General features: G+C 36.3%; 25 protein-coding genes and 2 pseudogenes. 12 read left to right on the forward strand and 15 right to left on the reverse strand.

What is annotated here, in order from left to right; translation table 11 throughout:
• Positions 1 to 97: 97 nt before the first annotated feature.
• The 12 genes and pseudogenes from rplS to aas form a co-directional block, all read right to left on the reverse strand.
• Positions 98 to 448 carry a 50S ribosomal protein L19 gene (gene rplS, locus RAM17_RS03435; protein WP_025314641.1) on the reverse strand — a complete coding sequence of 117 codons (351 nt, stop codon included), beginning with the start codon at positions 446 to 448 and terminating at the stop codon, positions 98 to 100.
• A gap of 31 nt (positions 449 to 479) precedes the next feature.
• Positions 480 to 1,232: a tRNA (guanosine(37)-N1)-methyltransferase TrmD gene (trmD, locus tag RAM17_RS03440; RefSeq protein ID WP_110448518.1), complete on the reverse strand. Its 753-nt coding sequence runs from the start codon at positions 1,230 to 1,232 to the stop codon at positions 480 to 482.
• A 16-nt stretch (positions 1,233 to 1,248) separates the two neighbouring features.
• On the reverse strand, positions 1,249 to 1,779 hold the full coding sequence (rimM, locus tag RAM17_RS03445; RefSeq protein WP_086320463.1) for a ribosome maturation factor RimM: 531 nt from the start codon (positions 1,777 to 1,779) through the stop codon (positions 1,249 to 1,251).
• Between the two features lie 19 nt (positions 1,780 to 1,798).
• Positions 1,799 to 2,047: a 30S ribosomal protein S16 gene (gene rpsP / locus RAM17_RS03450; protein WP_034900786.1), complete on the reverse strand. Its 249-nt coding sequence runs from the start codon at positions 2,045 to 2,047 to the stop codon at positions 1,799 to 1,801.
• 274 nt (positions 2,048 to 2,321) lie between these two features.
• Positions 2,322 to 2,690 carry a DUF956 family protein gene (locus tag RAM17_RS03455; RefSeq protein WP_110448517.1) on the reverse strand — a complete coding sequence of 123 codons (369 nt, stop codon included), beginning with the start codon at positions 2,688 to 2,690 and terminating at the stop codon, positions 2,322 to 2,324.
• A gap of 150 nt (positions 2,691 to 2,840) precedes the next feature.
• Positions 2,841 to 3,752, reverse strand: a complete 912-nt coding sequence (locus RAM17_RS03460; RefSeq protein ID WP_306240740.1) for a PTS system mannose/fructose/sorbose family transporter subunit IID — start codon at positions 3,750 to 3,752, stop codon at positions 2,841 to 2,843.
• 16 nt (positions 3,753 to 3,768) lie between these two features.
• Complete coding sequence (locus RAM17_RS03465) at positions 3,769 to 4,569, reverse strand: PTS mannose/fructose/sorbose transporter subunit IIC (protein ID WP_110448515.1); 801 nt, start codon at positions 4,567 to 4,569, stop codon at positions 3,769 to 3,771.
• A 21-nt stretch (positions 4,570 to 4,590) separates the two neighbouring features.
• Positions 4,591 to 5,130, reverse strand: a pseudogene (locus RAM17_RS12500) (PTS system mannose/fructose/N-acetylgalactosamine-transporter subunit IIB); the annotation flags it as partial.
• Between the two features lie 65 nt (positions 5,131 to 5,195).
• Positions 5,196 to 5,562, reverse strand: a pseudogene (locus RAM17_RS12505) (PTS sugar transporter subunit IIA); the annotation flags it as partial.
• A gap of 211 nt (positions 5,563 to 5,773) precedes the next feature.
• Positions 5,774 to 6,685, reverse strand: a complete 912-nt coding sequence (murQ, locus tag RAM17_RS03475) for an N-acetylmuramic acid 6-phosphate etherase (RefSeq protein ID WP_110448513.1) — start codon at positions 6,683 to 6,685, stop codon at positions 5,774 to 5,776.
• Complete coding sequence (lplT, locus tag RAM17_RS03480) at positions 6,672 to 7,859, reverse strand: lysophospholipid transporter LplT (protein WP_086359125.1); 1,188 nt, start codon at positions 7,857 to 7,859, stop codon at positions 6,672 to 6,674. Before lplT ends, murQ begins: the two co-directional genes overlap by 14 nt.
• Before the next feature lie 15 nt (positions 7,860 to 7,874).
• A complete protein-coding gene (gene aas / locus RAM17_RS03485) occupies positions 7,875 to 10,022 on the reverse strand; it encodes a bifunctional acyl-ACP--phospholipid O-acyltransferase/long-chain-fatty-acid--ACP ligase (protein ID WP_110448512.1) in 2,148 nt (715 codons plus the stop codon).
• 200 nt (positions 10,023 to 10,222) lie between these two features.
• Between aas and RAM17_RS03490 the strand changes: the two genes are divergently transcribed.
• A complete protein-coding gene (locus RAM17_RS03490; RefSeq protein WP_110448511.1) occupies positions 10,223 to 11,197 on the forward strand; it encodes an ornithine cyclodeaminase family protein in 975 nt (324 codons plus the stop codon).
• A 250-nt stretch (positions 11,198 to 11,447) separates the two neighbouring features.
• Here the strand turns inward: RAM17_RS03490 and gpsA are convergent, their stop codons facing one another.
• The 3 genes from gpsA to RAM17_RS03505 are packed head-to-tail and all read right to left on the reverse strand — an operon-like array spanning position 11,448 to position 13,452.
• The gene (gene gpsA / locus RAM17_RS03495) at positions 11,448 to 12,461 is read right to left on the reverse strand and encodes an NAD(P)H-dependent glycerol-3-phosphate dehydrogenase (RefSeq protein ID WP_110448510.1); all 1,014 of its coding nucleotides are present in this window, start codon (positions 12,459 to 12,461) and stop codon (positions 11,448 to 11,450) included.
• A gap of 42 nt (positions 12,462 to 12,503) precedes the next feature.
• Complete coding sequence (gene secB / locus RAM17_RS03500) at positions 12,504 to 12,986, reverse strand: protein-export chaperone SecB (protein ID WP_110448509.1); 483 nt, start codon at positions 12,984 to 12,986, stop codon at positions 12,504 to 12,506.
• A 25-nt stretch (positions 12,987 to 13,011) separates the two neighbouring features.
• Positions 13,012 to 13,452 (reverse strand): rhodanese-like domain-containing protein, encoded by a 441-nt coding sequence (locus RAM17_RS03505; protein ID WP_110448508.1) that lies wholly within the window; start codon positions 13,450 to 13,452, stop codon positions 13,012 to 13,014.
• A gap of 246 nt (positions 13,453 to 13,698) precedes the next feature.
• Between RAM17_RS03505 and RAM17_RS03510 the strand changes: the two genes are divergently transcribed.
• From RAM17_RS03510 to fruK, 11 genes are all read left to right on the forward strand, one after another.
• Positions 13,699 to 13,887 (forward strand): hypothetical protein, encoded by a 189-nt coding sequence (locus RAM17_RS03510; protein WP_146208347.1) that lies wholly within the window; start codon positions 13,699 to 13,701, stop codon positions 13,885 to 13,887.
• A gap of 298 nt (positions 13,888 to 14,185) precedes the next feature.
• Positions 14,186 to 15,595, forward strand: a complete 1,410-nt coding sequence (gene glnA / locus RAM17_RS03515; protein WP_086353793.1) for a glutamate--ammonia ligase — start codon at positions 14,186 to 14,188, stop codon at positions 15,593 to 15,595.
• Positions 15,596 to 15,669: 74 nt separating this feature from the next.
• Positions 15,670 to 16,719 carry a nitrogen regulation protein NR(II) gene (gene glnL / locus RAM17_RS03520; protein WP_110448506.1) on the forward strand — a complete coding sequence of 350 codons (1,050 nt, stop codon included), beginning with the start codon at positions 15,670 to 15,672 and terminating at the stop codon, positions 16,717 to 16,719.
• Between the two features lie 5 nt (positions 16,720 to 16,724).
• Positions 16,725 to 18,170 (forward strand): nitrogen regulation protein NR(I), encoded by a 1,446-nt coding sequence (glnG, locus tag RAM17_RS03525; protein ID WP_110448505.1) that lies wholly within the window; start codon positions 16,725 to 16,727, stop codon positions 18,168 to 18,170.
• A 207-nt stretch (positions 18,171 to 18,377) separates the two neighbouring features.
• On the forward strand, positions 18,378 to 19,334 hold the full coding sequence (locus RAM17_RS03530) for a siderophore ABC transporter substrate-binding protein (protein WP_110448504.1): 957 nt from the start codon (positions 18,378 to 18,380) through the stop codon (positions 19,332 to 19,334).
• Between the two features lie 9 nt (positions 19,335 to 19,343).
• Positions 19,344 to 20,303: an ABC transporter permease gene (locus RAM17_RS03535; protein WP_110448503.1), complete on the forward strand. Its 960-nt coding sequence runs from the start codon at positions 19,344 to 19,346 to the stop codon at positions 20,301 to 20,303.
• Positions 20,293 to 21,264: an iron chelate uptake ABC transporter family permease subunit gene (locus RAM17_RS03540; protein WP_110448502.1), complete on the forward strand. Its 972-nt coding sequence runs from the start codon at positions 20,293 to 20,295 to the stop codon at positions 21,262 to 21,264. The genes RAM17_RS03535 and RAM17_RS03540 overlap by 11 nt, the downstream gene beginning before the upstream one ends.
• The gene (locus RAM17_RS03545) at positions 21,261 to 22,016 is read left to right on the forward strand and encodes an iron ABC transporter ATP-binding protein (protein WP_110448501.1); all 756 of its coding nucleotides are present in this window, start codon (positions 21,261 to 21,263) and stop codon (positions 22,014 to 22,016) included. Before RAM17_RS03540 ends, RAM17_RS03545 begins: the two co-directional genes overlap by 4 nt.
• 159 nt (positions 22,017 to 22,175) lie before the next feature.
• The gene (gene cra, locus RAM17_RS03550; RefSeq protein ID WP_110448500.1) at positions 22,176 to 23,204 is read left to right on the forward strand and encodes a catabolite repressor/activator; all 1,029 of its coding nucleotides are present in this window, start codon (positions 22,176 to 22,178) and stop codon (positions 23,202 to 23,204) included.
• Between the two features lie 201 nt (positions 23,205 to 23,405).
• On the forward strand, positions 23,406 to 24,608 hold the full coding sequence (gene fruB, locus RAM17_RS03555) for a fused PTS fructose transporter subunit IIA/HPr protein (protein ID WP_110448499.1): 1,203 nt from the start codon (positions 23,406 to 23,408) through the stop codon (positions 24,606 to 24,608).
• A gap of 2 nt (positions 24,609 to 24,610) precedes the next feature.
• On the forward strand, positions 24,611 to 25,546 hold the full coding sequence (gene fruK, locus RAM17_RS03560; RefSeq protein ID WP_110448498.1) for a 1-phosphofructokinase: 936 nt from the start codon (positions 24,611 to 24,613) through the stop codon (positions 25,544 to 25,546).
• Positions 25,547 to 25,551: the final 5 nt, after the last annotated feature.

Here is a 25,551-nt window from a genome sequence, read left to right on the forward strand (position 1 = left end):
ATGAACATTTACTATACACATAAAAACGGTCACCATAAAGGTGACCATTTTAATTGGATATATTTTAATTAGTTTATTAAATATGAACCAATTGGAATTAGTTAAGGCGCTCTTTGATACGAGCTGCTTTACCACGAAGTTCGCGTAAGTAGTAAAGTTTAGCTTGACGTACTTGACCACGACGTTTCACAGTAATTGAATCAACAATTGGTGAGTGAGTTTGGAATACTCGTTCAACACCTTCGCCATTCGAAATTTTACGTACTGTAAATGCAGAATGTAAACCACGATTACGAATTGCTACAACTACACCTTCATATGCTTGAAGACGTTTTTTGTTACCTTCAACAACCCATACTTTAACTTCTACCGTATCACCCGGGCGAAAAGACGGGATGTCTTTTTTCATTTGTTCTTGTTCTAATTGCTGAATAATTGCATTTTTCATAATTTTGTCTCTTACTAGTTATACTGAAATATTATTGGCTCGGTTTATCATTATATTCCTGTTGGAATTCAGTGAGTAAACGTTGCTCTTCATCAGTCAGAGCTAGATTTTCAAGAAGATCTTCTCTTCTCAACCAAGTTCGTCCTAGTGATTGTTTTAATCGCCAACGACGAATCGCTTCATGGTGACCAGACATTAATACATCGGGCACCGCCATTCCATCTAACACCTCTGGACGAGTATAGTGTGGGCAATCAAGTAAACCGTTAGCAAAAGAGTCTTCTTCTGCTGATGATTCATGATTTAACACTCCAGGGATAAACCTTGCTAATGCATCAATCATTGTCATCGCCGGTAATTCACCGCCACTTAACACGTAATCCCCAATTGACCATTCTTCATCAATTTCGGTTTGGATAACGCGTTCATCTATACCTTCGTATCGTCCACAAATCAAAATCAATTTTTGATATTGTGACAACTCGCAAACTCCCTGTTGGTTTAATTTGCGCCCTTGTGGAGAAAGATAGATTACTTTAGTATCTTCACCTGCTACAGCTTTGGCTGCATGAATCGCATCTCTAAGTGGTTGTACCATCATTAACATGCCTGGACCTCCACCATAAGGCCTATCATCGACAGTCTTATGCTTATCATGCGCAAAATCGCGCGGGTTCCAATAATCTACTGTTAACAGCCCATTTTTAACGGCTCGACCAGTTACGCCATAACAGGTAATAGCTTGGAACATTTCGGGAAAAAGGCTAATTACGCCAATCCACATATTCTTACCTTACCAATTAAAATGCAGGATCCCAATCGACCACAATCATTTTTGTTGTTAAATCAACTTGTTTAATAAATTGTTCTTCAACAAAAGGGATTAAACGTTCTGTTGCTCCAAATGCATCTTTTAGATTTGCTTTAACAACCAATACATCATTAGAACCGGTTTCCATTAAATCAGTTACCTGACCTAAGTCATAACCATTAACTGTTTTTACTCGACAGCCAATCAAATCTTTCCAATAAAAATCACCTTGATTTAGTTCAGGCAATTTCTCAGCATCAACAAATACTTCAGCATTCGTTAACGCATTAGCTTGGTCGCGATCATCAACGCCTTTGAGTTTAACAATCATGTCCTGATTATGAGGTTTAAAGCTCTCAACGACTACTTCTTGCCATTTACCAGCACGCTGGATATACCAAGGTTTGTAATCAAAAATACTATCTGGAAATTCTGTAAACGAAAAAATCCTGAGCCATCCACGAATGCCGTAGCTTGAACCAAGTTTACCCACAACAATTAGATTCTCAGTATTCATCATCACAGTTACTATTACTTAATTAAGCAGCTTTTTGTGCTTGTTTGATCAATGCATTAACACGATCAGAAACAGTTGCACCTAAACCAACCCAATGATTTACGCGATCAAGATCTAAACGTAATTCTTCTGCTTTACCTTGTGCAATTGGATTAAAAAAGCCAACGCGTTCAATAAAACGACCATCACGTGGGTTACGGCTATCAGTGACAACTACTTGATAAAAAGGGCGCTTTTTAGAGCCACCACGAGCTAAACGAATAGTTACCATAACATCCTCTTAAATTAAAAAATAATCTTTCTTTTGCCCAACATGGACAAAATCAAAGCCCCAGAATTATACTCTTTCTAGCAAAAAGTGCAATGATTGATTGAGTGTGAAAAAGCGTGGTGGATTTGGTTATTGGCAAGTTTTGTTATGAATGAATATAAATTAATCTTTTAACCAATTTATATTATAGATAATAAGCTTAAGTTATGTTGGCTAATTAGCTGAATTATAATATTGCGATAGTTAGCCTTTTAAATAGCTGTGTGCCCAATAATTAAGGCTTTTTACGCCTAAATGCGCGAATTAACACATCAAAAAAACCTAATGATTTAACCATTCTCTGACTATCAACATATACTCGGATAGCTCTTAATACTTGTTTGGGATCTTTAGATGCAAATGCAAATGTACCATCTTTTTTGGTTTGTATAGAGTAACGTGATATCCATCTTCCTTTAAAAAATACCGATGCGATGACATAATCGACTTCTTCCCAAGGTATTTGAATATATTTGCGAGGATCTCGCTGATGATAAAATTCGAACGCTTTATCGCCAATCATAATATGACCGTATTCTGAAAGTCCTGAAAAAGCTGTCGCTTTTACTGTTAAATCTATTTTGCTATTTAATGACTGAACCATTTAGTTGTTTGTATCCCTTATGCAAATTTGAGTTACTCATTACACCCTTTTTCGATTATTTTGAAAAAAGGGTGATTAATGTTTGAGGAAAGCGACAATTTTTGCTTTAAAAAGTACTCTCCTCAATTTTTTTAGTCAAAACGATTATTTTTATAAAAGACCGACAACGTGACCCAAAATACCGACTAAAAATAGTCCAAGAATAATTAAAATTGGCGATACTTTTTTACGAAGTAACCACATACATAAGAAAGTTAATAATAATGGCACCAGTCCAGGTATTAACTGATCTAAGTTATTTTGTAAGGTGGTGACTTTTTCTTGGTTAAGCGCCAATCCACTTTGCATTTGAATCAATGCTTGGTGAATACCTTCGGCACCAGCTGGAAGGGAATTCCAATCGATAAATGCACCATTATCTAATTTAACCGTTGATACAATTGGTTGGAATTTTATTGAAACCCATCTTTGCACTAATGCTGCTAGTACAAACATCCCCAAGATAGATGCACCTTTGGTGATTTTTTGTAGCAAACCACCACCTAAATTATCGGTAATTTTTGAACCAGTACGGTACCCGAATTCCTGGGTAAACCACATAAAGCTCCCACGAATAATATTCCAAAATAAGAAGAATAAAATTGGTCCTAAAATGTTACCGCTTAGGGCGAGTGATGCACCAAGTGCGCCTAGCATTGGACGAACAGTAAACCAGAACACAGGATCACCTACACCGGCTAAAGGTCCCATCATTCCCACTTTTACCCCTTGAATTGCAACATCATCAACTGGTGCACCATTAGCTCGTTCTTCTTCTAAGGCTAGAGTTACACCTAGTACTGGTGATGCTAAATAAGGGTGAGTATTAAAAAATTCTAAATGGCGTTTCAAAGCCGCTGAACGGTCTTCTTTTGTAGTATATAATTTTTTGATAGCGGGAATCATTGAATAGGCCCAACCACCATTTTGCATACGTTCATAATTCCAAAAACCTTGGAGGAAAGTTGAACGCCAAGCTACCGCTAAACGGTCTTTTTTGCTTAATTGAATTCGATCTGTCATGTTCTTCTCCAAGTTCCTAGTAATCATTCAAAATATCATCAAGTGGATCGCCTTTACTTCCACCGCTTGATGAATTACCACGTTCAGAAAGGTTTATATAAATCAGTGCTAAAGCGATACCTAAGGCACCGAGTGCAATCAACGTTAATTGTGATATTGCTGCAACCACAAAACCGATAATGAAAAATGGCCAAACTTCGCGGTTTGCCATCATATTGATTACCATGGCATAACCAACGGCAACAACCATTCCACCACCAATAGCCATACCAGTTGTTAACCATTCAGGCATTGCGTTTAATGCTTCTTTGACGGCTTCAGCAGGAATAAATAATAGTGCAGCAGCTGGAATAGCAATACGTAGACCTTGTAAACAAACACCTAACATTTGTAGCCATTCTATTTTGCGAATATTACCTTCTTCAGCTGCGGCATCCATTAAGTGTACTAAAGGTACGGCAATCGTTCGCACAATCATAGTTAAAAATAGGCCGGCAACAGCAAGCGGAATGGCAACGGCAATCGCAGTTGATACACCTGCAACACCTTGACCACCAAGCACTAAGATAATTGATGAAGCGACAGCAGCAAGAGCGGCATCAGGTGCTACAGCGGCACCAATATTTGCCCAACCTAATGCAATCATCTGTAATGATCCACCTAGTACGACACCAGCTTCTAGATTACCTGTTACCAGACCAATTAAGGAACAAGCAACCAATGGTTGGTGGAATTGGAATTGATCCAAAATACCTTCCATCCCGGCTAAAAAAGCAATAACTATCACTAGAATGATAGCAACAATTGATAAAGTCATAATAATAACCCCTTAATTAAACTATTTTTGTTCAGCTAATTCTTGTTTCGCTTTTTTTAATAATTCATTCATATTATCGTTTGAATCATTAGGCACTTTGCGAACGTCAAATTTCACATTTTTCGCTTTCAATTTTTCGAATGCATCAACATCTTCAGCGCTCATTGATAACACTTTATTGACCATTACTTTGCCAACTGAATGTGCCATTGAACCCACATTTAATGTTTCAATATCGACACCACCGTCTAAAGCACGCAGTACATCTTCAGGGTTTTCGAACAGTAATAAGGCTTTGGTATTGCCAAAACGCGGATCATGGGCAACTTGAATAATCTTTTTAATTGGCACGACATTGGCTTTAACTTCAGGAGGAGCCGCCTCTTCAATTAGTTTTTTCCGTAATTCATCTTTGGCTACTGAATCGGAAACCACGATAATACGATTAGGATTTGTGGCTTTAGTCCAAGACGTCGCCACCTGACCATGTAATAAGCGCGAATCAACACGAGCTAATACTATTTTCAACTTACCATCACCTAACACGGTACCTTCTGGGATAGTATTTGATTGTTGGTTGTTTACTTGTGGTTTAGCCGCAATTTCAACAGTTGTTCGAATTCCTTCCTGAGCTGACTCTATAATTGCTGTAGCCACTTGTTTGGCACTATCCATGGATAAACGTGATGAATAGGCTTCGATTAGCATAGGAAGATTCAAACCAGCAACGATAGCCCAATTAGGGTGTTCGCCACAAAGTGTATTGGCTTGATTAAATGGCGTTCCACCCCATAAATCAACTAAAAACAGTACTTCATTTTGGTTATCGAAAGTAGCTATTGCTGCTAGCATCCGTTCTTTTAAACTTTCAGGACTATCACTTGGGTGCAAGGTAACGGCTTTAACGTTTTCTTGCTCGCCAAATATCATCGTCCCTGATTGTAAAATACCTTCAGCAAACTCACCATGAGTTGCTAGGATAATTCCAACCATAACGTACCTCCTAGGTTTTTATATTATTGCTAATATAAAGTTAATAAAATAAAGCAAAGTGATTTTATTTTAGTTAACAACATAAGTTATTACCTTGATCTGTATCAAAGATTAATAACAATAATTGTTAACTGATTAAATAATCTTCATTTAACTAACATATAAAAATTATGTCATGCTTTCTAAGACTACTGCTCAATAAGAGAATAAATTAGATATTATTTTGTACTAATGTTTTACGAATGAAACCATTATTTTGTTCGAGTTTTGTTTTGGCTTGCTGAGCGGTTAGTCCGGCAAGAATCATTAAAATAGCTGTTTTACAATGTTGATTACATTGATTTAACGTTGTTATAGCTATATCTCGGTTGCAATCGGTGGCTTGCATAACAATTGATATTTGTCGTTCAACAAGCTTAGCATTAGTGGCTTCAACATCAACCATTAAATTACCATAAACTTTGCCGATTTTTATCATACTGGCTGTTGTTAACATATTGAGGATCATCTTTTGTGCAGTGCCTGCTTTCATTCTTGATGAACCGGTAATGACTTCGGCTCCGACAATAGGAGTAATAGCAATATTAGCCAAATTAATCATAGGTGCATTAGGGTTGCAACATAAACTTACCACTGTAGCGCCAAGTGATTTTGCATATTGCATGCCGCCAATAACATAAGGTGTGCGCCCACTAGCAGCGATACCAACTAAAATATCTTTAGCACTAAAATTAATACGTTTTAGATCATTAATTGCTAATTGGGGTGAATCTTCTGCATTTTCGACAGCTTTAAATATGGCAGGTTTACCGCCAGCAATTAGGCCAATGACTTGTTCTGGCAGTGTTCCATAAGTGGGTGGGCATTCGCTAGCATCTAAAATACCTAATCTCCCCGAGGTCCCAGCTCCAAGGTAGATTAAACGGCCATGATTTAGGAATGCATTGCTGATTGCATCCACGGCATTAGCGATGTAGGTAAGTTGTTTTTCGACTGCGAGTGCCACTTGTTTATCTTCATTATTGATAATTTGCAGAATTTCAATTGTGGATGCGCAGTCAATATTTTCGCTCGCATTGTTGCGATTTTCGGTGACCATAGCAGATAAATTAATGTTTGGCATGTGATTTTAACCCTAACCATACAAAAGCAATAAGAATAGCAAATAGCATACCAAAACCGACGCCAATTGTAATGACTGATAATCCACAAGCGACAGCTAAGGTATAAGCACTTAACATAATCATCATTGCGCTATACTCGCTTAAGTTCTGTATTGAAATAACACTTCCGGCACCGACAAGCTCTTTACCAATTTTTTGAATTAGTGCATTTAATGGCACTAAAAAATAACCGCCTAATGCACCAATCACAACTAATAATATATAAGAGCTAATCATATTACTTTGTAACGTGAATGCGATGACGGCAAATCCCATTAATATCCCAGCTGGAATACAACGTAATGTATTCGAAATTGAAACCAAAGCACTAGCCAATGCCGCACCAATAACAATACCTATTGCTACAACAGCATTTAGATTCGTTGGAGTTGAATTGTCGGTAATACCTAAAACAATTGGTACCCAGCTGATTAATAAGAAACGCAGAGTAATGCCTGCCCCCCAAAATAGACTGGTACCAAGTAAAGTATAAAGGGCTTGTTTATTATTGAAGATGATTTTGATGGTTTTAGCGAAATCTTTTATCATACTTATCAACTTCCACTCAATATCTTGTCGAGCAGCAGGTAATTTGGGAATAAAAATATTTGCTATTACCGCTAGTCCATACATAACAACACAAGTAAGCAACGCTAAAGTAATATCTAAATCAGCAATATGGCCACCGGCAAGTGAACCAAGCAAAATAGCTGCAATGGTTGACGCTTCTATTAAGCCATTCGCTTTAACTAAATTATCGCCGGAAGTGAGTTCTCCTAAAATACCATATTTTGCTGGTGAGTAACCGGCTGCGCCAACACCGACTAAAAAATAGCCTAAAAATGGATTGATATTTAAGCAGATAATCGCTGCACCTAATAATTTAACCCCATTTGCAATCATCATCGCTTTGCCTTTCGACATACTGTCAGCAAATTGACCAACAAAAGGAGAAAGAAGGATAAAAGGAATTACAAAACCGATTTGCAATGCTGATTGGCTCCATTCTGGATAATGGAGCTGCTTAATAAAAGCAAGAATAGCAAAAAAAATTGCATTGTCAGCAAAGGCTGAAAAAAACTGAGCTAGCATGGTCGCTGCCATGCCAACTGATAACAATGGTTGTTTAGACATATCGAATCCTTGCTGTTATTGATTCTCATCGGCCATTTTGCGTAAGGTAATAAAATCGATTTTACCTGTACCCAATAATGGTAACTCTTTAACAACACGAATATCTCGAGGGATCGCTAATGCAGGGATACCTAAATCCTGCGCAGCCTGATTCAGCTGTTCCCTAGTTAATTTAGTCGAGGTAGTAAATAGCACAATAGCTTCTCCTTTGGCTGCATCGGCTTTTACTGTTGCACCATGCATGGCATCAACATCGACCTTTTTAGCTAAAGCTTCAACATTTTCAAGTGAGACCATTTCGCCAGCAATTTTTGCGAAGCGTTTTAATCGTCCTTTGATAGTTAAAAACTCATCTTTATCAATCGCAACGATATCACCGGTATCATACCAACCTTTATCCACATTACCGTTTTCATCAATAGCAACTGGCTCTTCAAGTATCCCCGGTTTCTCAACACGTAAGTAACCCTTCATTACGTTAGGTCCTTTAAGTTGTAGCTCTCCGCCATTGCTAATGCCTGGAACGGGTATTAATCTTGATTCCATTCCCGGTAATAAACGACCAACAGTACCAGCTTTAAATGCCATCGGCACATTAAGAGCAACAACGGGTGCACATTCGGTTACACCATAACCTTCTAAGATTCGAATACCGTATTTATCTTTCCATTGTTCACGCACCGCATCAGAAAGTTTTTCAGCACCAGCAACTACGTAGCGTAAACGCATAAAATCGTATGGATGTGCATAACGGGCGTAGTTGGCTAAAAATGTTGGTGTTCCGAATAACACCGTACAGTTTTGGTCATAAATGATTTCCGGTACCATACGATAATGTAATGGATTTGGATATAAAAACGTACGACTGCCAGAGAACAACGGTAAAAATAAGCCTGCAGTAATGCCAAAAGCGTGGAAAAGGGGTAACGCTGACATAAAACGGTCTGCAGGCGTTGGATCGATAACAGTACGAATTTGTTCGACATTAGCCAATAAACTGCCATGGCTATGGACGACCCCTTTCGGATTACCTTCTGAGCCTGAAGTAAATAGAACTAAAGCCTCGTCTTGACTTGATTGTCGTCGTTTAACTAATCGAGGAATGTATTGATGAACGGCAACGTATAGTTTATCAAAAAAGTTCAAACTGCTACGCAAATCTTCAAGGAAATACCAATTTACATCGTTAATTTCTTCTAATAGGTAATCAAGCTTCCCTTTTTTAATAAATTTACGTGAAGTAATAATGGTTTTTATTTCAGCAGCAGTAACTGCACAGGTTAATCCTTTCGTACCTGCCGTGTAGTTGAGCATTGCGGGAATACGATTTTTAACTGATAAACCAAAAATAGTGGCAACAGTAATTGTTGCATTGGGTAGTAATAGGCCAACTCGTTCTTTCGGTTTGGTAATTTTAGAAATAATACAACTTACACCGATGATCTGCTTAAGTAAGTTTCGATAGGAGGCTTCATGAGTGGTAGGGTCTTGAACCATTCGTGATTTTACGCCATAACGAACTTGAGCTTCAAGTAGCGCCTCAAAAAGGGTTAATTTAGGGCGACTTGCCATTCTGGCATTCATCATAATTTGATGTAATTTTTCACCAGCAATATATCTTCGATCACTTGCTTTTGCTGCGTCAGGCATTGGGATTGATTTTGGTTCCAATACATGAATAGTAATTTTTGGAAATAGACGACGTTTAAATAAGCCTTTTAAGCGACTGGTTAAGGTAAATTCGGCACCTTCTATCCAAACAGGTACAATGGTCGCCTGAGAACGTGCTGCAACAAATGCCGCACCGTCATAAATCTTCATTAATGATCCGGTTATGGTAATTCGACCTTCCGGGAAAATAACAATTGGTCGGCCTTTTTCAATTTCACGGACCAATTTTTTTATTGCCATAGGACTTAATGGATCCATTGGCACAAAATCGACATAGCGTTTGGCTAAACGAACTAGCCAGTGATTAATATATCCTGCGTAGATAGCAAATACTGGTTTTACTGGTAAAAATACGCCGATTAAAACGCCATCTAGAAAGGAAACATGATTAGGAGTGATAAGAAGTCTGTCTTGTTTTAGGTTATCAAGATTACCTTGAATCTTGACATGGAATAAAATCTTTAAAAAAAATTTTAATATTTTAAATAACATCTGATTTCTCAATTTCCGTGCAAAATTGCACTCTGTCATAATAGTGAAAATTATTGCAATATACAAGAAGCTAAATTTCAATTGAATTTAATTGATATTAAACAATTTGTTATGCGAATTCTTTCAGTTTGAAATATTAATTAATAGACAATAAAGAGTAAAAAAGTAAAATAAAAGTTAAATAACAGTAAGGAATGAAAATGTTAATTTTAACAGCTCAAGATATCCAACAATTTTATACCATGAAAGATGCTGTAGCAGCAGATAAACAAGCATTAAAAATTTATACTAAGGGTAATAGTGAAGTGCCTTTACGTATCAACTTTGATATGCAAAAAGGACAATGCCTAGTTATGCCAGCTCATATTAAAGAAAACGATGTTGTTGGTTTAAAGATTGTCTCGGTTTTTCCTGATAATCCTAAATTGGGCAAACCATCGGTTCCGGCGCAAGTGTTTATGATCGATCCTCAAACTGGCGAAGTTTGTGCGATATTAGATGGCACGTTTGTTACGCAATTGCGAACCGGTGCGGTACAAGGTGCTGCTACCGATTTATTAGCAAAAAAGGATGCTAAACGAGCAGTATTAATTGGTACTGGAGGGCAAGCAGCGGCACAATTAGAAGCTATGTTAACGGTACGGCAGTTAACAGATGTAGCTATTTATGGGCTTGATGCCAAAAAAGGCAAGCAATTTACCGAAGAGATGAAAAAACGATTTGGCCATTTTTCGGCTAACCTCTATTTTTCACAAAATTTGGATGAAGATATTCGCCATGCTGATATTATTACTTCAGTGACTACATCAAAAGAAGTGACTTTCAATGGTGAGCTAGTTAAACCCGGAACTCATATCAATGGTGTAGGTGCTTACACACCTGAGATGCACGAAATCCCAAGTAATATAGTGGCAAAAGCAGATCTTCGTGTACTTGATACTAAAGATGGTGTATTTGCTGAAGCTGGTGATATTATCGACCCAATTAATCAAAATTTAGTCACAAAACAAGATTTTTATGAATTGGGAGATTTAGTTATCGATCCGCAAAAATGTCGTCAAAACGATCAGCAAATCACGTTATTTAAAACTGTGGGAACGGCAGTTTTAGATGTCTATGTCGGTTATGATATTTATCAGAAAGCTAAACAAAAGGGTATTGGAACGACTATCTAATAATTCTTTTTAACCCCAAATCACCCCTTAACCAAAAATTTGAGGAAAGGGGTTTTTTAATGTCTAAAATTGGCATTAATAGTGCTTATTATTAGTATTAACAATAAGTTAGTTCTATAAAATAAAAAATTATAGGAAAGTGTTTTTAGCGCTTAAAATTGTCGTTAATGGTATTACTTATTAACATCAACAATAGATTAGCCATTATCAATAAAATAATGCGAGGTAAGGGCGGTTCTAAGATCGAAACTTAGCTTTTCAGCTCTTCTTTTTGTGAACGACCTAATAATGACATGGCAGCCTGTTTTGGATCTTTATGTTCGTAAAGTACTTTATAGATTTGTTCAGTAATAGGCATATCGACGTGATATTTTTGTGCTAATGACCAAACTTCTTTAGTATTTCTACAGCCTTCAACCACTTGAGCAATGATCTCTTGTGCTTCTTGAATTGATTTGTTTTGACCCAGTAAAATACCAAAACGGCGATTTCGAGATTGATTATCGGTACAGGTTAGTACCAAATCACCTAATCCTGCCATCCCCATAAAAGTGGCGGGATCGGCACCAAGTGCTTCGCCTAATCGCATCATTTCAGCCAATCCACGAGTGATTAATGCTGTTCTGGCATTAGCACCAAAACCAAGCCCATCCGACAATCCAGCACCAATGGCGATCACATTTTTGACTGCTCCGCCAAGTTGAACTCCGATAAAATCTTTACTGCTGTAGACTCGAAACGATTTACTACAGTGGAATAAATTTTGTAGTTCTGTTAAAAATTGTTCATCAGTTGAGGCAACAGTCACTGCAGTGGGTAAACCAGATGCCACTTCTTTAGCAAATGTAGGACCAGAAATAACCGCTAATGGAATTTTGTCACCTAAAACTTCGCGTGCAACATCTTGTAATAATCGTCCAGTATCAACTTCAAGGCCTTTCGTTGCCCAAACAATTTTACTATCCTTTCTTAACAATGGTTTTATTTGTTTAAGAATACTACCAAACGCATGGCTAGGTACAACAATAAGTAAAATAGGTGCAGCAGCAACAGCAGTGGCTAAATTAGCTTCAATTTGCAGTTGCTCTGGGAAAGGGATATCAGGCAAAAACTGTCTATTTTGTCTATCATGCTGCAAAATAGCCATCTTATCTGGGTTATGTCCCCACAATAAGGTTTCATGGCCATTACGTGCTAGTAATATTGCTAGTGAGGTTCCATAAGAACCTGCGCCAATTACAGTCACTGCAGCATCTTTACTCATATATAATCCAATAGACTTTATTAATTAACTTAACAATTACGATTATTGTAAGGTTTCAGTTACACTATTTTGCGCTTGTTGTTCTTGTTGTTGTAAATAGTTAATGAACAATGCTTCAAAATTTACTGGCTCTAAATTAAGTTGTGGGAATGTCCCTTTATTCACTAGGCTTGAAATAACCTCACGCGCATAAGGGAATAAAATGTTTGGACAATAAGCACCAACACAATGTTGAATTTGTGCATCATCAAAACCAATAAGAGAGAAAATTCCTGATTGGGTAACTTCACAAATATACACAACTTCTTCTTGTTGTTTTACCGTTACGGTAACACGTAAAGAAACTTCATGCACTTCATCACTTAATGCTTGTGATGCTGAATTTAGCTCTAAATTCATTTCTGGTTGCCACTGCTTAGTAAAAATTTCAGGGACATTATTGGTTTCAAAAGAAACATCTTTAGTGTAAATACGTTGAATTGCAAATTGTGTTTCTGGTTGTTGTGTATTGTTTTGTTCTGTCATGATAAAACCTTATTTTAAAATTATATTATTTTCTAACTAATGGTAAGTTTTCGCCGTTCCAACCAGCAATACCATCTTTTAATGTAAATACATGTAAAAAACCTTGTTTGACTAATACTTCACCAATGCCTGCTGATGTTAAGCCATTTTCATCAATCACAATAATGATATTTTCTTTAAATTTTTCTATAGTTTTAGCACTAGCATTCTTTATATCAACAGGTAAGATGTTGTGTGATTCAGTGATATGCCCTTTTTTGAAGCTATCTGCTGAACGAATATCAACAATAACTGCATTTTGTTTATTGATCATATTAATTGCTTGCGCGTTATTAATTATTTTTACTTTTGACAATTTACTTTTTACGGTTAATACAATGATTGCAACAAATAACACAACCCAACCTAATGAAAGTAAAAGATGATTTTTGACAAAAGGTATAATTTCGAGCGTAACAAAGTCCATACTTTTATGATTACCTAATTTTTATTAAAAATAAGATAAGATTATAACGATATTGTCTACTGAAATACAAATCTAAAGGGAGAAATCTTATTTTAAGCTAATAAGAACTAAAGAATTCTAAGGTGAGAATTAATGTTATTTAGATGATTTATCTTAGTGGTTTTGCTTTTAGTTACTATAATCTCGTCTGTTTTAGCCGAACAAAATAATTGTGCTACAAATAAAACCGTAAACTTAGATCAAAACATGCAAATAACCGATGAGCCATTACTATTTGACCCAAATTTAACCTGTCGAAATTTTTTTCTGGAAATTGATGCTAATGCACCTGATTATTTTCAATATTATGATTGTCAAATACAAGATGAAGGTCAAACATGGCGGATAACTGTAGTTTATAAAGTTGACGGTAAATATGCTAAGCAAGCCCATTAATATTTGATTAAAACTATGAGGATGGGTGAACTGAAACATTTATGCAGTGTAGCCAATCAACCACTTTGTCATGGAGCAAAACAGTGACATAAATGGCTTTATGTGACATTTTGGTGCATTGTTTTGGTGCTTTATGCATTATTATGGTGCATTCATGCTTTTTCTGCTATTATTTAATCATTAAAAACCGTCTAAAATGGTTAATGAAAAACTGGCATCATATTTGCATACAATCTAATAAATAGGCAAAATGCCTTTAAACTGAACAATTATTATATGTCCTCAATGGAGAAGCTACATGTCTACACAAAAAGTTTTAACGCTAATAAAAGAAAACGATGTTAAGTTTGTTGATTTACGTTTTACTGATACTAAAGGTAAAGAACAACACGTTACAATTCCTGTAAGTCAAATCGACGCTGATTTTTTTGAAGATGGTAAAATGTTTGATGGCTCTTCCATTGCTGGTTGGAAAGGCATTAACGAATCAGATATGGTTTTAATGCCAGATGCATCAAGCGCAGTAATTGATCCGTTTTTTGAAGACGTAACATTAAATATTCGTTGTGACGTTTTAGAACCAGCGACTTTACAAGGTTATGACCGTGATCCTCGTTCAATTGCTAAACGTGCTGAAGAGTTTTTAAAATCATCAGGTATTGCAGATACCGTTATTTTTGGACCAGAACCTGAGTTTTTCTTATTTGATGATGTTCGTTTTGGATCGCCAATGTCTGGTAGCTTTGTTCATATTGATGATATCGAGGCCGCTTGGAACTCTGGTACTAAATACGAAGAAGGTAATAAGGGGCATCGTCCTGGCGTTAAAGGTGGTTATTTCCCACTTCCTCCGGTTGACTCGTCACAAGATATTCGTTCTGAAATGTGTTTAATCATGGAACAACTAGGTTTAGTTGTTGAAGCTCATCACCATGAAGTTGCAACTGCAGGCCAAAATGAGATTGCTTGTCGTTTCAATACATTAACTAAAAAAGCTGATGAAGTTCAAATTTATAAATATGTTGTACAAAATGTTGCTCATGCTTATGGTAAAACCGCAACATTTATGCCAAAACCTATGTTTGGCGATAACGGTTCAGGTATGCATTGTCACCAATCTCTTGCTAAAGATGGCGTAAACCTTTTTGCTGGTGATAAATATGCTGGCCTTTCTGAAATGGCGTTATTCTATATTGGTGGTATTATCAAACATGCTAAAGCGATTAATGCTTTTGCTAACCCAGCGACTAACTCTTATAAACGTTTAGTACCAGGTTATGAAGCACCAGTTATGCTTGCATATTCTGCGCGTAATCGTTCTGCATCAATTCGTATTCCAGTGGTTACTAGCCCTAAAGCGCGTCGTATTGAAGTTCGCTTCCCTGATCCAGCAGGTAACCCATACTTATCATTTGCAGCGCAATTAATGGCTGGTTTAGATGGTATTATCAATAAGATTCATCCGGGTGATGCGATGGATAAAAACTTATATGACTTACCACCAGAAGAGTCTAAATTAATTCCACAAGTTGCTGGTTCACTTGAAGAAGCTCTTGACGCGTTAGATGCGGATCGTGAATTCTTAACTCGTGGTAATGTATTTACTAATGACACTATTGATGCTTATATTGACTTAAAACGTCAAGATGTTGATCGTGTTCGTATGACACCACATCCGGTTGAATTTGAACTCTACTACAGTCTATAAGTCATTATTGTATTATTTAAAGCTTTAACCACCGCTGAAGGGCGGTGGTATGTAATGAGAACGGAGAGCCAACGATGACATTTGATAATGAATCTGATGCAAATCTTGTTCTCGACTCAATGATTACCAATATTTTATTACTCGATAAAAAACTCAATATTCTTTATGCCAATACCGCGGCACAGCAGTTACTTGCTCAAAGTTCGAAAAAAATATTAGATAGTTATTTTCCTGACTTATTAGGTTATTTTTCCCTCGATCTTGAGTTGATGCAAAATGCATTAGATCAGAATCAAGGATTTACCGATAGCGAAGTTAATTTAGTCATAAACAATGAATTACATATTTTATCGTTAACCGCACAATTGCTGGCTAATGGTCATGTACTTATCGAAATGGCACCATTAAATAGTCATAAAAAGTTGAGTCAAGAACAACTACAACAAGCTCAACAAAATGCTGCCCGCGAATTAGTGCGCGGACTTGCTCATGAAATTAAAAATCCGCTTGGTGGACTAAGAGGAGCGGCGCAATTATTGTCACGAGAGCTACCTAACAATGAGTTGCAAGATTATACAAAAATTATCATTGAGCAGGCTGATAGGTTAAGAAATTTAGTTGATAGATTATTAGGTCCTCAACAGCGGTTACAACAGAAACAACAGAATATACATCAAGCTATCGAACGGATCTATGCGCTTTTATGTTTAGAAAAACAGCTAAATGTTGAGATTATCCGTGATTATGATCCTAGTTTGCCTGAATTCACTCACGATTCAGAACAGATTGAACAAGTGGTTTTAAATATTGTTCGTAATGCTTTACAGGCAATTGGTACGAAATCTGGTTGTATTAAGATCAGGACTCGAACAGCATTTCAAGTTACCTTGCATGGTCAACGTTACCGACTTTGTGCGCGTATCGATATTGAAGATAATGGCCCTGGAGTGCCCGTGCATATTCAAGATACATTATTTTACCCAATGGTTAGTGGTTATGAAGGAGGTACCGGCATTGGCTTGTCGATTGCCCATAATATTATTGACCAGCATAATGGAAAGATTGAATTTAATAGTTGGCCAGGTCATACTGAGTTTTCTATCTATTTACCAATCAAACAATGAGGTTAATGACGATGAATGTTTGGATTGTTGATGATGATAGTTCGATTAGATGGGTTTTAGAGAAAGCGCTTACTAATGCTCATTTTAACTGCATCAGTTTTTCGAGCGGTCAAGAAGTGATTGATGCTTTAGTTAATCATCCACAGAAGCCAGCAGTATTATTATCCGATATTAAAATGCCAGGTATTGATGGGTTATCTTTGCTTAATTATATCAAAGAGCAAATGCCTAATTTACCGGTGATTATTATGACTGCTCATTCAGACCTTGATGCTGCAGTGAATGCTTATCAAAAGGGAGCTTATGATTATATTCCTAAACCTTTTGATGTCGATGAAGTCATTCAATTGGTTGAACGGGCTATTTTACAAAGTCAAAGTAATAAACCTAATAATTCCTCTACTAGCAAAGCTTCTACGGGTATTATTGGTGAAGCTCCCGCCATGCAGGAAGTGTTTCGTATTATTGGACGACTATCTAAATCATCTATCAGCGTACTTATTAATGGTGAATCAGGAACGGGTAAGGAGTTAGTGGCTAAAGCTTTACATACTCATAGCCCACGCTCACAGTCACCATTTATTGCACTAAATATGGCTGCTATTCCTAAAGATCTGATTGAATCGGAACTATTTGGGCATGAAAAAGGGGCATTTACTGGAGCTGCTCAAATAAGGCATGGTCGATTCGAACAAGCTAATGGTGGAACGCTATTTTTAGATGAAATTGGTGATATGCCATTGGATGTGCAAACTCGATTATTAAGAGTTCTTGCTGATGGTCAATTTTATCGGATAGGTGGTTATTCACCTGTAAAAGTTGATGTACGTATAATTGCCGCTACGCATCAAGATTTACAAGCTAGAGTAAAGGAAGGTAAATTTAGAGAAGATTTGTTTCATCGGCTAAATGTGATTCGAATTTTATTACCACCATTACGTGATAGAGCGCAAGATATACCTAAATTAGCTGAACATTTTTTACGGACCACAGCCAAAGAATTAGGTGTTGAAAGTAAAGTGCTAAGCCTTGATGCTCTCAATCTTTTATGTCTGTTCAATTGGCCGGGTAATGTAAGGCAACTAGAAAATGTTTGTCGTTGGGTAACAGTAATGTCGTCCAATAATGAAGTTTATGTACAAGATTTACCACCAGAACTATTACAATTATCTGCTTCTGATGCCTCAGCTAATTATGAGGTTACTACCAATGTAACCAATCAGATATTACCAGAAACCGATTGGAAAAAACTGTTAGAACAGTGGGCTAAACAAGCCTTATTAGCTGGTCAAACCGGAATTTTGACGCAAACAGTGATTGATGTCGAAAGAATTTTATTGAGGTGTGCGCTTAATTTTACTCGCGGACATAAGCAAGATGCGGCTAATCTGCTTGGCTGGGGACGAAATACTTTAACGAGAAAACTCAAAGAATTATCAGATGATAATTGATTATGATAGCATGCCGATTTTTTCGGCAATAAGTCATAATGTTAATGTTATCATCTAATGTTTTTACCAATTTATTTATTATTATTTTACTGTTTGCTTAAAGTTCATTGAACACTTATTTATTTTTAGTTACAATCGAATGTAAATGATAATTATTCTATTTATCATCCATTCGCTTTTGGACTAAGCTAATAACTAGGAGTTACAATGTATTCATCTATCAAAGTTAAATTTTTAGTATTACTAGCCGCTTTATTTGTATTAGCTGGCTGTGACGATAAAAAACAACAAGCACCAGTAGCTAATAAAACTATAGCTGTTGAACATGCTCAAGGTAAAACAGATGTTCCTGAAAACCCGAAAAAAGTGGTAGTTTATAACACAGCGACACTGGATATTATTGATGCATTAAATATTCCTGTAACTGGTGTTCCGCAATCAGATGTACATTTCCCTGAATTCTTATCAAAGTATGCTGATAAAGCTTATACCAATGTTGGTACTCTATTTGAACCAAATTATGAAGTGTTAAGTTCATTACAACCTGATGTGATTATCGCTGGTGGCCGTGCCAATGATGTTTATAAAAAATTAAGTGATATTGCACCAACTATTTCGCTTGATATTGATCCTAATAATTTTGTAGCTAGCTTAACCGAGCGTACTGAACAGTTAGGCGATATTTTTGGTAAACAAGCAGAAGCTAAAAAATTAATTGCTGATTTTAACCAAAAAATTGAAACACTAAAACCTAAAACAGATACAGCAGGAACTGCCTTAGTGATTATGGTTAATGGTGGTAAAATGTCTGCTTATGGCCCTAAATCCCGTTTTGGTTTTATCTTTGATGTATTAGGTTTCAAACCTGCAACAACCTTCCAAGAAGCTGGCCGTCATGGTAATGCAGTAACTTCTGAATTTGTGTTAAGTGTTAATCCACAATGGTTATTTGTATTAGATAGAGACAATGCAATTGGTAATAAAGAAGCTCAATCAGCACAACAAGTTCTAAATAACGAATTAATTCAAAAAACTGATGCATGGCAACAAAATCATATTGTTTATTTAGATTCAACTTCAATGTATATCTCTGGCGGTATTCAAACTTATAGTCAATTAATCGACCAAATAAGTGATGTTTTACAAAAAACATCAGCCAACTAATCATAAGTTATGACAAAAACGGTTTATTTTATTGCAGGCATTGCTCTTTTAATAGCAATGGCTGCATTAAGTCTGTTTATTGGTGCTGGGCATGTGACGTTGGCCGATCTTTGGTCAGATAGTAATATGCGACAAATCTTTTTTGTTAGCCGTGTTCCTAGAACGGTTGCATTAATATTAGCTGGTAGTGCTATGAGTGTTGCCGGCTTAATTATGCAGTTACTTACGCAAAATCGGTTTGTTGAACCTTCATTAGTGGGGACAACCCAGTCTGCTAGTCTTGGACTATTAGTTATGATGGTATTTGCTCCTGGCGCAACTGTAATGACGAAAATGGTAGTGGCAAGTTTATTTGCAATGGCTGGCACGATGTTGTTTATGTTTATCTCACGTAAAATCATCTTTAAATCTGCCTTAATGGTACCACTTATTGGGATTATGCTTGGTGCAGTAATCAGTGCAATTTGTACTTTTTTTGCCATGTATTTTGATTTATTACAATCACTAGGTGGTTGGGAATCAGGTGATTTTTCTGGCATTTTGCAAGGTCGCTATGAACTATTGTGGTTAGTTGGTGGTATTACCTTACTTGCCTGTTGGAGCGCCGATCGTTTCACTGTCGCTGGATTAGGGCGGGACTTTTCCGTCAATGTCGGACTTAATTATAATAGAGTAATGTTAACTGGCCTGATTGTCATTGCACTTATTGGTGGAATTGTCGTTGTGGTGGTAGGTGTACTGCCATTTTTGGGCTTAATTGTTCCTAATATTGTGAGTTTATTGTTTGGCGATAATGTTCGTAAAACTATTCCGTGGATCTGTCTACTAGGCAGTGGTTTGGTTTTACTCTGTGATATTATTGGACGAGTTATTCGCTACCCCTTCGAAATTCCAGTTAGTGTAATCCTTGGTGTAGTCGGAGCTGTCATATTTTTAGTATTGTTGAGTAAAAAACGTCATGCTGGTTAATCAAAAACGCTTTATTTCAAGTCGAAATACTGTACTGATATTACTAGGTATTGCGCTATTTTGTGTCATTTTTTTCATGACATTCAATTTAAAAGGCAATATTAGTTATATATTGACTCATCGTGCTTGGATTGTTTTAACGATGATTTTAGTCGCTTTTTCAGCTGCAACGTCGACTTTGCTTTTTCAGACTGTTACTAATAATCGAATTTTAACCCCTTCGATAATGGGATTTGAATCTTTGTTTGTATTGATTCAAACAGTTGTAATATTTTTTATTGATGCGCAAGGTATTCCTTATATTGGTATTGTGGGTAAATTTATCTTCGAATCATCATTATTAATTTTATTTTCTCTATTTCTGTATCGAGGATTATTTACCAAACTTAAACAAAACCTTCATTTGGTTTTATTAATTGGCATTATTTTAGGAACACTATTTCGTAGTTTCTCCAATTTATTACAACGATTAATGACGCCAACGGAATTCGCTGTTTTGCAAAGTCGTATTTTTGCAACATTTACCCGAGCAGAACCTGTCTTAATCGTATTTTCATTAGTCATTGCCTCAATTATTGGCCTGTTTTTATGGCGAATGCGCTTTCGATTTGATGTATTAGCTTTAGGACGGGATAATGCCATTAATCTTGGGGTCGATTATCAGAAAAGTGTCACTATCATTCTATTACTCGTTTCGGTATTAGTTTCAATATCAACCGCGTTAGTTGGGCCTTTCACATTCCTAGGTCTACTTATTGCTAATTTAGCTTATAGTATTAGTGGCTCTAGCCAGCATCGTTTTTTATTACCGACAGCGTTTTTATTAGGCGTGATTTTTCTTGTTGGTGGACAGATGTTTTTAGAACGGGTCCTAAATATGGTGGGCGCATTATCGATAGTCATTGAGTTTATTGGTGGTTCATTGTTTATCTTCTTATTATTGAAAAAGGTTCCGATGTGATAGAAATTGATAATATTAGTAAAAAGTATCAAACCATACCTGTATTAAAAAATGTGAAAGCAACCATACCTCAAGGTGGTATTACGGCGATCATTGGTCCAAATGGTGCAGGCAAATCAACCTTATTATCAATTATTAGCCGTCTATTACTTGCCGATGAGGGACAAGTAAAAATTCAGAATATGGATGTGGTTAATACGCCTAGTGATAAACTTGCGACCTATTTATCTGTGTTAAGACAAGAGAACCGTTTTACCAGTCGATTGACTGTGTTTGAATTGGTTGGATTTGGCCGTTATCCTTATTCAAAAGGCCGATTAAATAAAGATGATTTAGTCCATATTAATCGTGCCCTAGAATTTTTAAATCTAACTGAATATAAAGATAGATTTTTAGATGAACTGTCAGGCGGGCAACGGCAGCGTGCTTATGTGGCAATGGTACTTTGCCAGGATACTGAATATGTATTACTGGATGAACCATTAAATAACCTTGATATGAAACATGCGGTTGCTATGATGAAACAGCTAAGACGAGCAGCTGATGAACTGGGGAAAACCATTGTGATTGTTATTCATGACATTAACTTTGCTTCAGTCTATTCCGATTATATTTTAGCGATGAAAGATGGCCAACTGGTTTATCAAGGTAGCCCTAAACAAATTATGGATTCAACGATATTAGAGGAAATTTTTGATACACCAGTCAAAATAGAAAATATTCATAATCAAAATATTGCTATTTATTATTAGTATCTAATTTTCCTTAACTACAAGGATTTAGAAAATAGCTAAATCCTTTTTTTATTTCTAGCATTTAATTATTTAACTTATTTATAAATAGTATAACTTTTGTTTACATTTAATTTATGTTCTTGTTAAATAATCATTAGTTTTTTTTGAGATTTAGTCATGAAATTAGAGCAGATTGCATTGTTAGCTGGCGTATCGAGAACCACAGCGAGTTATGTGGTTAATGGTAAAGCCAAACAATATCGGGTTAGTGATAAAACCATTGCAAAGGTGATGGCGGTGGTAAATGAATACAATTATCAACCCAACGCAGTAGCTGCCGGATTAAGAGCGGGTAAAACTCGCACTATTGGTATCATTATTCCTGATTTCGAAAATATCAGTTATACCCGAATTGCTAGTTATTTAGAGCAATTAGTAAAAAAAGAAGGTTATCAATTACTCCTCTCTTGTTCTGAAGATGATCCGAAAATTGAAAAAGAGTGTGTTCGGCATTTAAAACAGCGACGAGTGGATGCGTTGGTGATCTCTTCGTCATTTGTTGCTGAATCAGATTATGCATTTTATGATGGTTGGCGAAATAGTGATATCCCTCTGTTCGCATTAGATAGAACATTATCTGTATCAGAGTTTAGGAATGTTGTTGGTGCGGATAAAGAAGATTCAAAAATGCTAGCTGAAGCATTTGATCAGTTAGTCAATGGCACAGTAGTTTATATTGGTGCCTTACCCAATCTATCCGTTAGCCAGCAACGTATGGAAGGCTTTAAGGAAATTGCATTAAATAGTAGCAATAAAGTTGATTTTTTATGTGCAAATAATTATAGTCGTCGCGACGCTGAGGCTACCTTTAGTCAATGGTTAGAATATAATGATTTACCAGATGGTATTTTTTCTACTTCTTTTTCTTTGTTACAAGGCACAATTGATGCAATTTTGAAAAAGTTTGATCATCTGCCAGAAAATCTAACTATAGCCACTTTTGGTGATAATGAGTTACTTAATTTTTTACCTTGCAAAATGATTGCGTTATCACAAGATCATAAAGCGATATCAGAAGTAACCATTAAACTATTATTTGATAGTTTACATAATAAAAACTATCAGCCAGGAACTACAGTTATTCCTCGACGCTTAATTTATCGAGGTAGCCTGAGTCGAAAAAGTATTGCTAAAAAGTCAATTTAAGTCGTCATATCGACAATTATTTTCCTCAAAAAAACGATCTAGATCACACTTTAGGAATTAATAGATATAATTTATTTGATAATTAGCCAGTTTATATTCATTATTGCTGAAACGATTCAATATGATTCAATAACGAACTATTGTGGGATTGCTGAGTTGTTTTTAGTTGACCCAACATTATAACCCAGAGGTATTTATTTTATGTTTCATTTAGTTAAAGAAGATATTCATTTAAATGAACAAGCAACCAATAAAACGGAAGCAATTAAGAAAATTGCAGCTGCATTAACTAGTGCCGGCTTTGTCGGTGAAGGATATGTTGATGGTATGCTTGAGCGTGAAGGTCAGGCGGCAACTTATTTAGGTATTGGTATTGCTATACCTCATGGTACGCCTAAAACTCGTCACTTAGTTAAAAAAACGGGTGTTCAAGTTTTCTGTTTCCCTGAAGGTGTAGAATGGGGAGATGATGGTGAAAAAGCCTATCTTGCCATCGGTATTGCGGCAAGTTCTGATGAACACTTAGAATTACTTCGTCAATTAACTCACGTACTTGGTGCTGATGGTGTTGAAGAAAGAATCAAGAATATTCAATCAGCCGATGAAGCTCTCGCTATTTTAACTGGTAAAGAGAGTTTAGAAGATAGTCAATTTGTTATTAATGAATCTACATTATTATTAAATATTCAAGCTGACAGTTTGGCTACTTTACAAGCTTTAAATGCATCACGATTAAAACAACAAAATGCTGTTAATGCTAGCTTTATTACTAACGTCCTTGATAATACACCGAATTATTTGGGTGACGGCGTATGGTTAAATGACAGCCGTGAAGGTAATTTAAAAAATGCAATTGCGATTAGTCGTACAGTAAGTGAGCTAAATCAAGACGGTAAGCCAGTTAAACTTCTAATCACTATTTCAGCGGTTGATGATAATGTTACAGCTATTGTAAATAACATTGCTACCTTAGCTTACAATCAAAAATTAAACTTACTAATCGCTGCAAATAGCGATGATTTCAGCAATATTTTATTATCAGGTTCGCAGTCAGTTTCATCTCAACGAGCAGAAACTCAATCTACAACATCAAGTGCTTCGTCAGAAAGTGTTGGATCTAATGGTGAGCTAAGCAGAGAATTTGTCATTCCTAATGAAAATGGATTGCATACTCGCCCTTCATCGGTGCTAGTTAAATTAGTAAAAGAATTTAATAGCAAAGTCACCGTTGCCAATATCGATGGTAAAAATGAACCTGTAAGTGCTACCAGTTTAATGAAAATTGTGGCATTAGGTGCTAAAAAAGGCAGTCGATTACGCTTTACTGCTGTAGGTGATGATGCAGAGCAAGTATTAGATGCAATAGGTAAAGCTATTGAAAGTGGCTTAGGTGAGGGTGTTTAATCATGACTTATCGTGTTGCGACTATTACCTTAAATCCTGCTTATGATCTATTAGGTTTTTGCCCTAAAGTTGAGTTAGGTGATGTTAATTTAGTGCAAACTAATGCTTTACTGCCAGCAGGTAAAGGTATCAATGTTGCTAAAGTTTTATCTGACTTAGGTATTAAATTAACCGTTGGTGGTTTTTTAGGTAAAGAAAATCGAGATGGTTTTAATTTACTGTTTGAATCATTAAATGTTACTGATAAATTCCAAACAGTCGAAGGCCGTACTCGTATTAATGTTAAATTAACCGAAGAAAACAGTGAAGTTACTGATCTTAATTTTTCTGGTTTTACTATTAGCGAGCAAGATTGGCAAACATTTGTGACTACTTCATTGGAATGGTTGAAAGAGATTGATATGGTTGCCATTAGTGGCAGTTTACCTGCAGGCGTATCTCTTGAAAAATTTACTGAGTGGATGAAACAAGTAAAAGCAATTTGTCCTAAAGTTGTGTTTGACAGTAGCCGTGATGCTTTAGATGCTGGGCTTAAAGCTAATCCATGGTTAATTAAACCGAATGATAAAGAACTCGAAATGTGGGTTGGTAGAAAACTAACTACATTATCAGAAATCAAAACTGCTGCTATGGAGCTTATCGATGGTGGCGTAGAAAACGTAGTAATTTCACTAGGAAGTAAAGGTGCTTTATGGGTTACTAAACATGAAGCATGGTTAGCCAAGCCGCCTAAATGTAAGGTGGTTAGCACGGTTGGTGCTGGTGATTCAATGGTCGGTGGTTTAATGTATGGTTTACTAACTAACCAATCAATTAAAGACACCTTAGTATTTGCATCAAGTGTTGCCGCTTTATCAGTTGAACAAGCCGGTGTTGGGGTATCAGACCGTCAAGCGGTTACCAACATGTCGGAAAGAATTGAAATAATTGCGGGATAGGAGTA

Origin of the sequence: Gilliamella apis, assembly GCF_030758615.1 — a bacterium.
GTDB lineage: Bacteria > Pseudomonadota > Gammaproteobacteria > Enterobacterales > Orbaceae > Gilliamella > Gilliamella apis_A.

What these genes read in the sequence shown, in the direction of transcription:
- RAM17_RS03490 (WP_110448511.1), top strand. Translation starts at nt 10,223, where the DNA reads ATGTTAATTTTAACAGCTCAAGATATCCAACAATTTTATACCATGAAA.
- rimM (WP_086320463.1), bottom strand. Translation starts at nt 1,779, where the DNA reads ATGATGAATACTGAGAATCTAATTGTTGTGGGTAAACTTGGTTCAAGC.
- glnA (WP_086353793.1), top strand. Translation starts at nt 14,186, where the DNA reads ATGTCTACACAAAAAGTTTTAACGCTAATAAAAGAAAACGATGTTAAG.
- murQ (WP_110448513.1), bottom strand. Translation starts at nt 6,685, where the DNA reads ATGCCAAACATTAATTTATCTGCTATGGTCACCGAAAATCGCAACAAT.
- fruB (WP_110448499.1), top strand. Translation starts at nt 23,406, where the DNA reads ATGTTTCATTTAGTTAAAGAAGATATTCATTTAAATGAACAAGCAACC.
- RAM17_RS03510 (WP_146208347.1), top strand. Translation starts at nt 13,699, where the DNA reads ATGCAAATAACCGATGAGCCATTACTATTTGACCCAAATTTAACCTGT.
- RAM17_RS03465 (WP_110448515.1), bottom strand. Translation starts at nt 4,569, where the DNA reads ATGACTTTATCAATTGTTGCTATCATTCTAGTGATAGTTATTGCTTTT.
- RAM17_RS03460 (WP_306240740.1), bottom strand. Translation starts at nt 3,752, where the DNA reads ATGACAGATCGAATTCAATTAAGCAAAAAAGACCGTTTAGCGGTAGCT.
- fruK (WP_110448498.1), top strand. Translation starts at nt 24,611, where the DNA reads ATGACTTATCGTGTTGCGACTATTACCTTAAATCCTGCTTATGATCTA.
- RAM17_RS03535 (WP_110448503.1), top strand. Translation starts at nt 19,344, where the DNA reads ATGACAAAAACGGTTTATTTTATTGCAGGCATTGCTCTTTTAATAGCA.
- glnG (WP_110448505.1), top strand. Translation starts at nt 16,725, where the DNA reads ATGACGATGAATGTTTGGATTGTTGATGATGATAGTTCGATTAGATGG.
- gpsA (WP_110448510.1), bottom strand. Translation starts at nt 12,461, where the DNA reads ATGAGTAAAGATGCTGCAGTGACTGTAATTGGCGCAGGTTCTTATGGA.
- RAM17_RS03530 (WP_110448504.1), top strand. Translation starts at nt 18,378, where the DNA reads ATGTATTCATCTATCAAAGTTAAATTTTTAGTATTACTAGCCGCTTTA.
- aas (WP_110448512.1), bottom strand. Translation starts at nt 10,022, where the DNA reads ATGTTATTTAAAATATTAAAATTTTTTTTAAAGATTTTATTCCATGTC.
- RAM17_RS03455 (WP_110448517.1), bottom strand. Translation starts at nt 2,690, where the DNA reads ATGGTTCAGTCATTAAATAGCAAAATAGATTTAACAGTAAAAGCGACA.
- cra (WP_110448500.1), top strand. Translation starts at nt 22,176, where the DNA reads ATGAAATTAGAGCAGATTGCATTGTTAGCTGGCGTATCGAGAACCACA.
- trmD (WP_110448518.1), bottom strand. Translation starts at nt 1,232, where the DNA reads ATGTGGATTGGCGTAATTAGCCTTTTTCCCGAAATGTTCCAAGCTATT.
- RAM17_RS03505 (WP_110448508.1), bottom strand. Translation starts at nt 13,452, where the DNA reads ATGGACTTTGTTACGCTCGAAATTATACCTTTTGTCAAAAATCATCTT.
- glnL (WP_110448506.1), top strand. Translation starts at nt 15,670, where the DNA reads ATGACATTTGATAATGAATCTGATGCAAATCTTGTTCTCGACTCAATG.
- rpsP (WP_034900786.1), bottom strand. Translation starts at nt 2,047, where the DNA reads ATGGTAACTATTCGTTTAGCTCGTGGTGGCTCTAAAAAGCGCCCTTTT.
- secB (WP_110448509.1), bottom strand. Translation starts at nt 12,986, where the DNA reads ATGACAGAACAAAACAATACACAACAACCAGAAACACAATTTGCAATT.
- rplS (WP_025314641.1), bottom strand. Translation starts at nt 448, where the DNA reads ATGAAAAATGCAATTATTCAGCAATTAGAACAAGAACAAATGAAAAAA.
- lplT (WP_086359125.1), bottom strand. Translation starts at nt 7,859, where the DNA reads ATGTCTAAACAACCATTGTTATCAGTTGGCATGGCAGCGACCATGCTA.
- RAM17_RS03540 (WP_110448502.1), top strand. Translation starts at nt 20,293, where the DNA reads ATGCTGGTTAATCAAAAACGCTTTATTTCAAGTCGAAATACTGTACTG.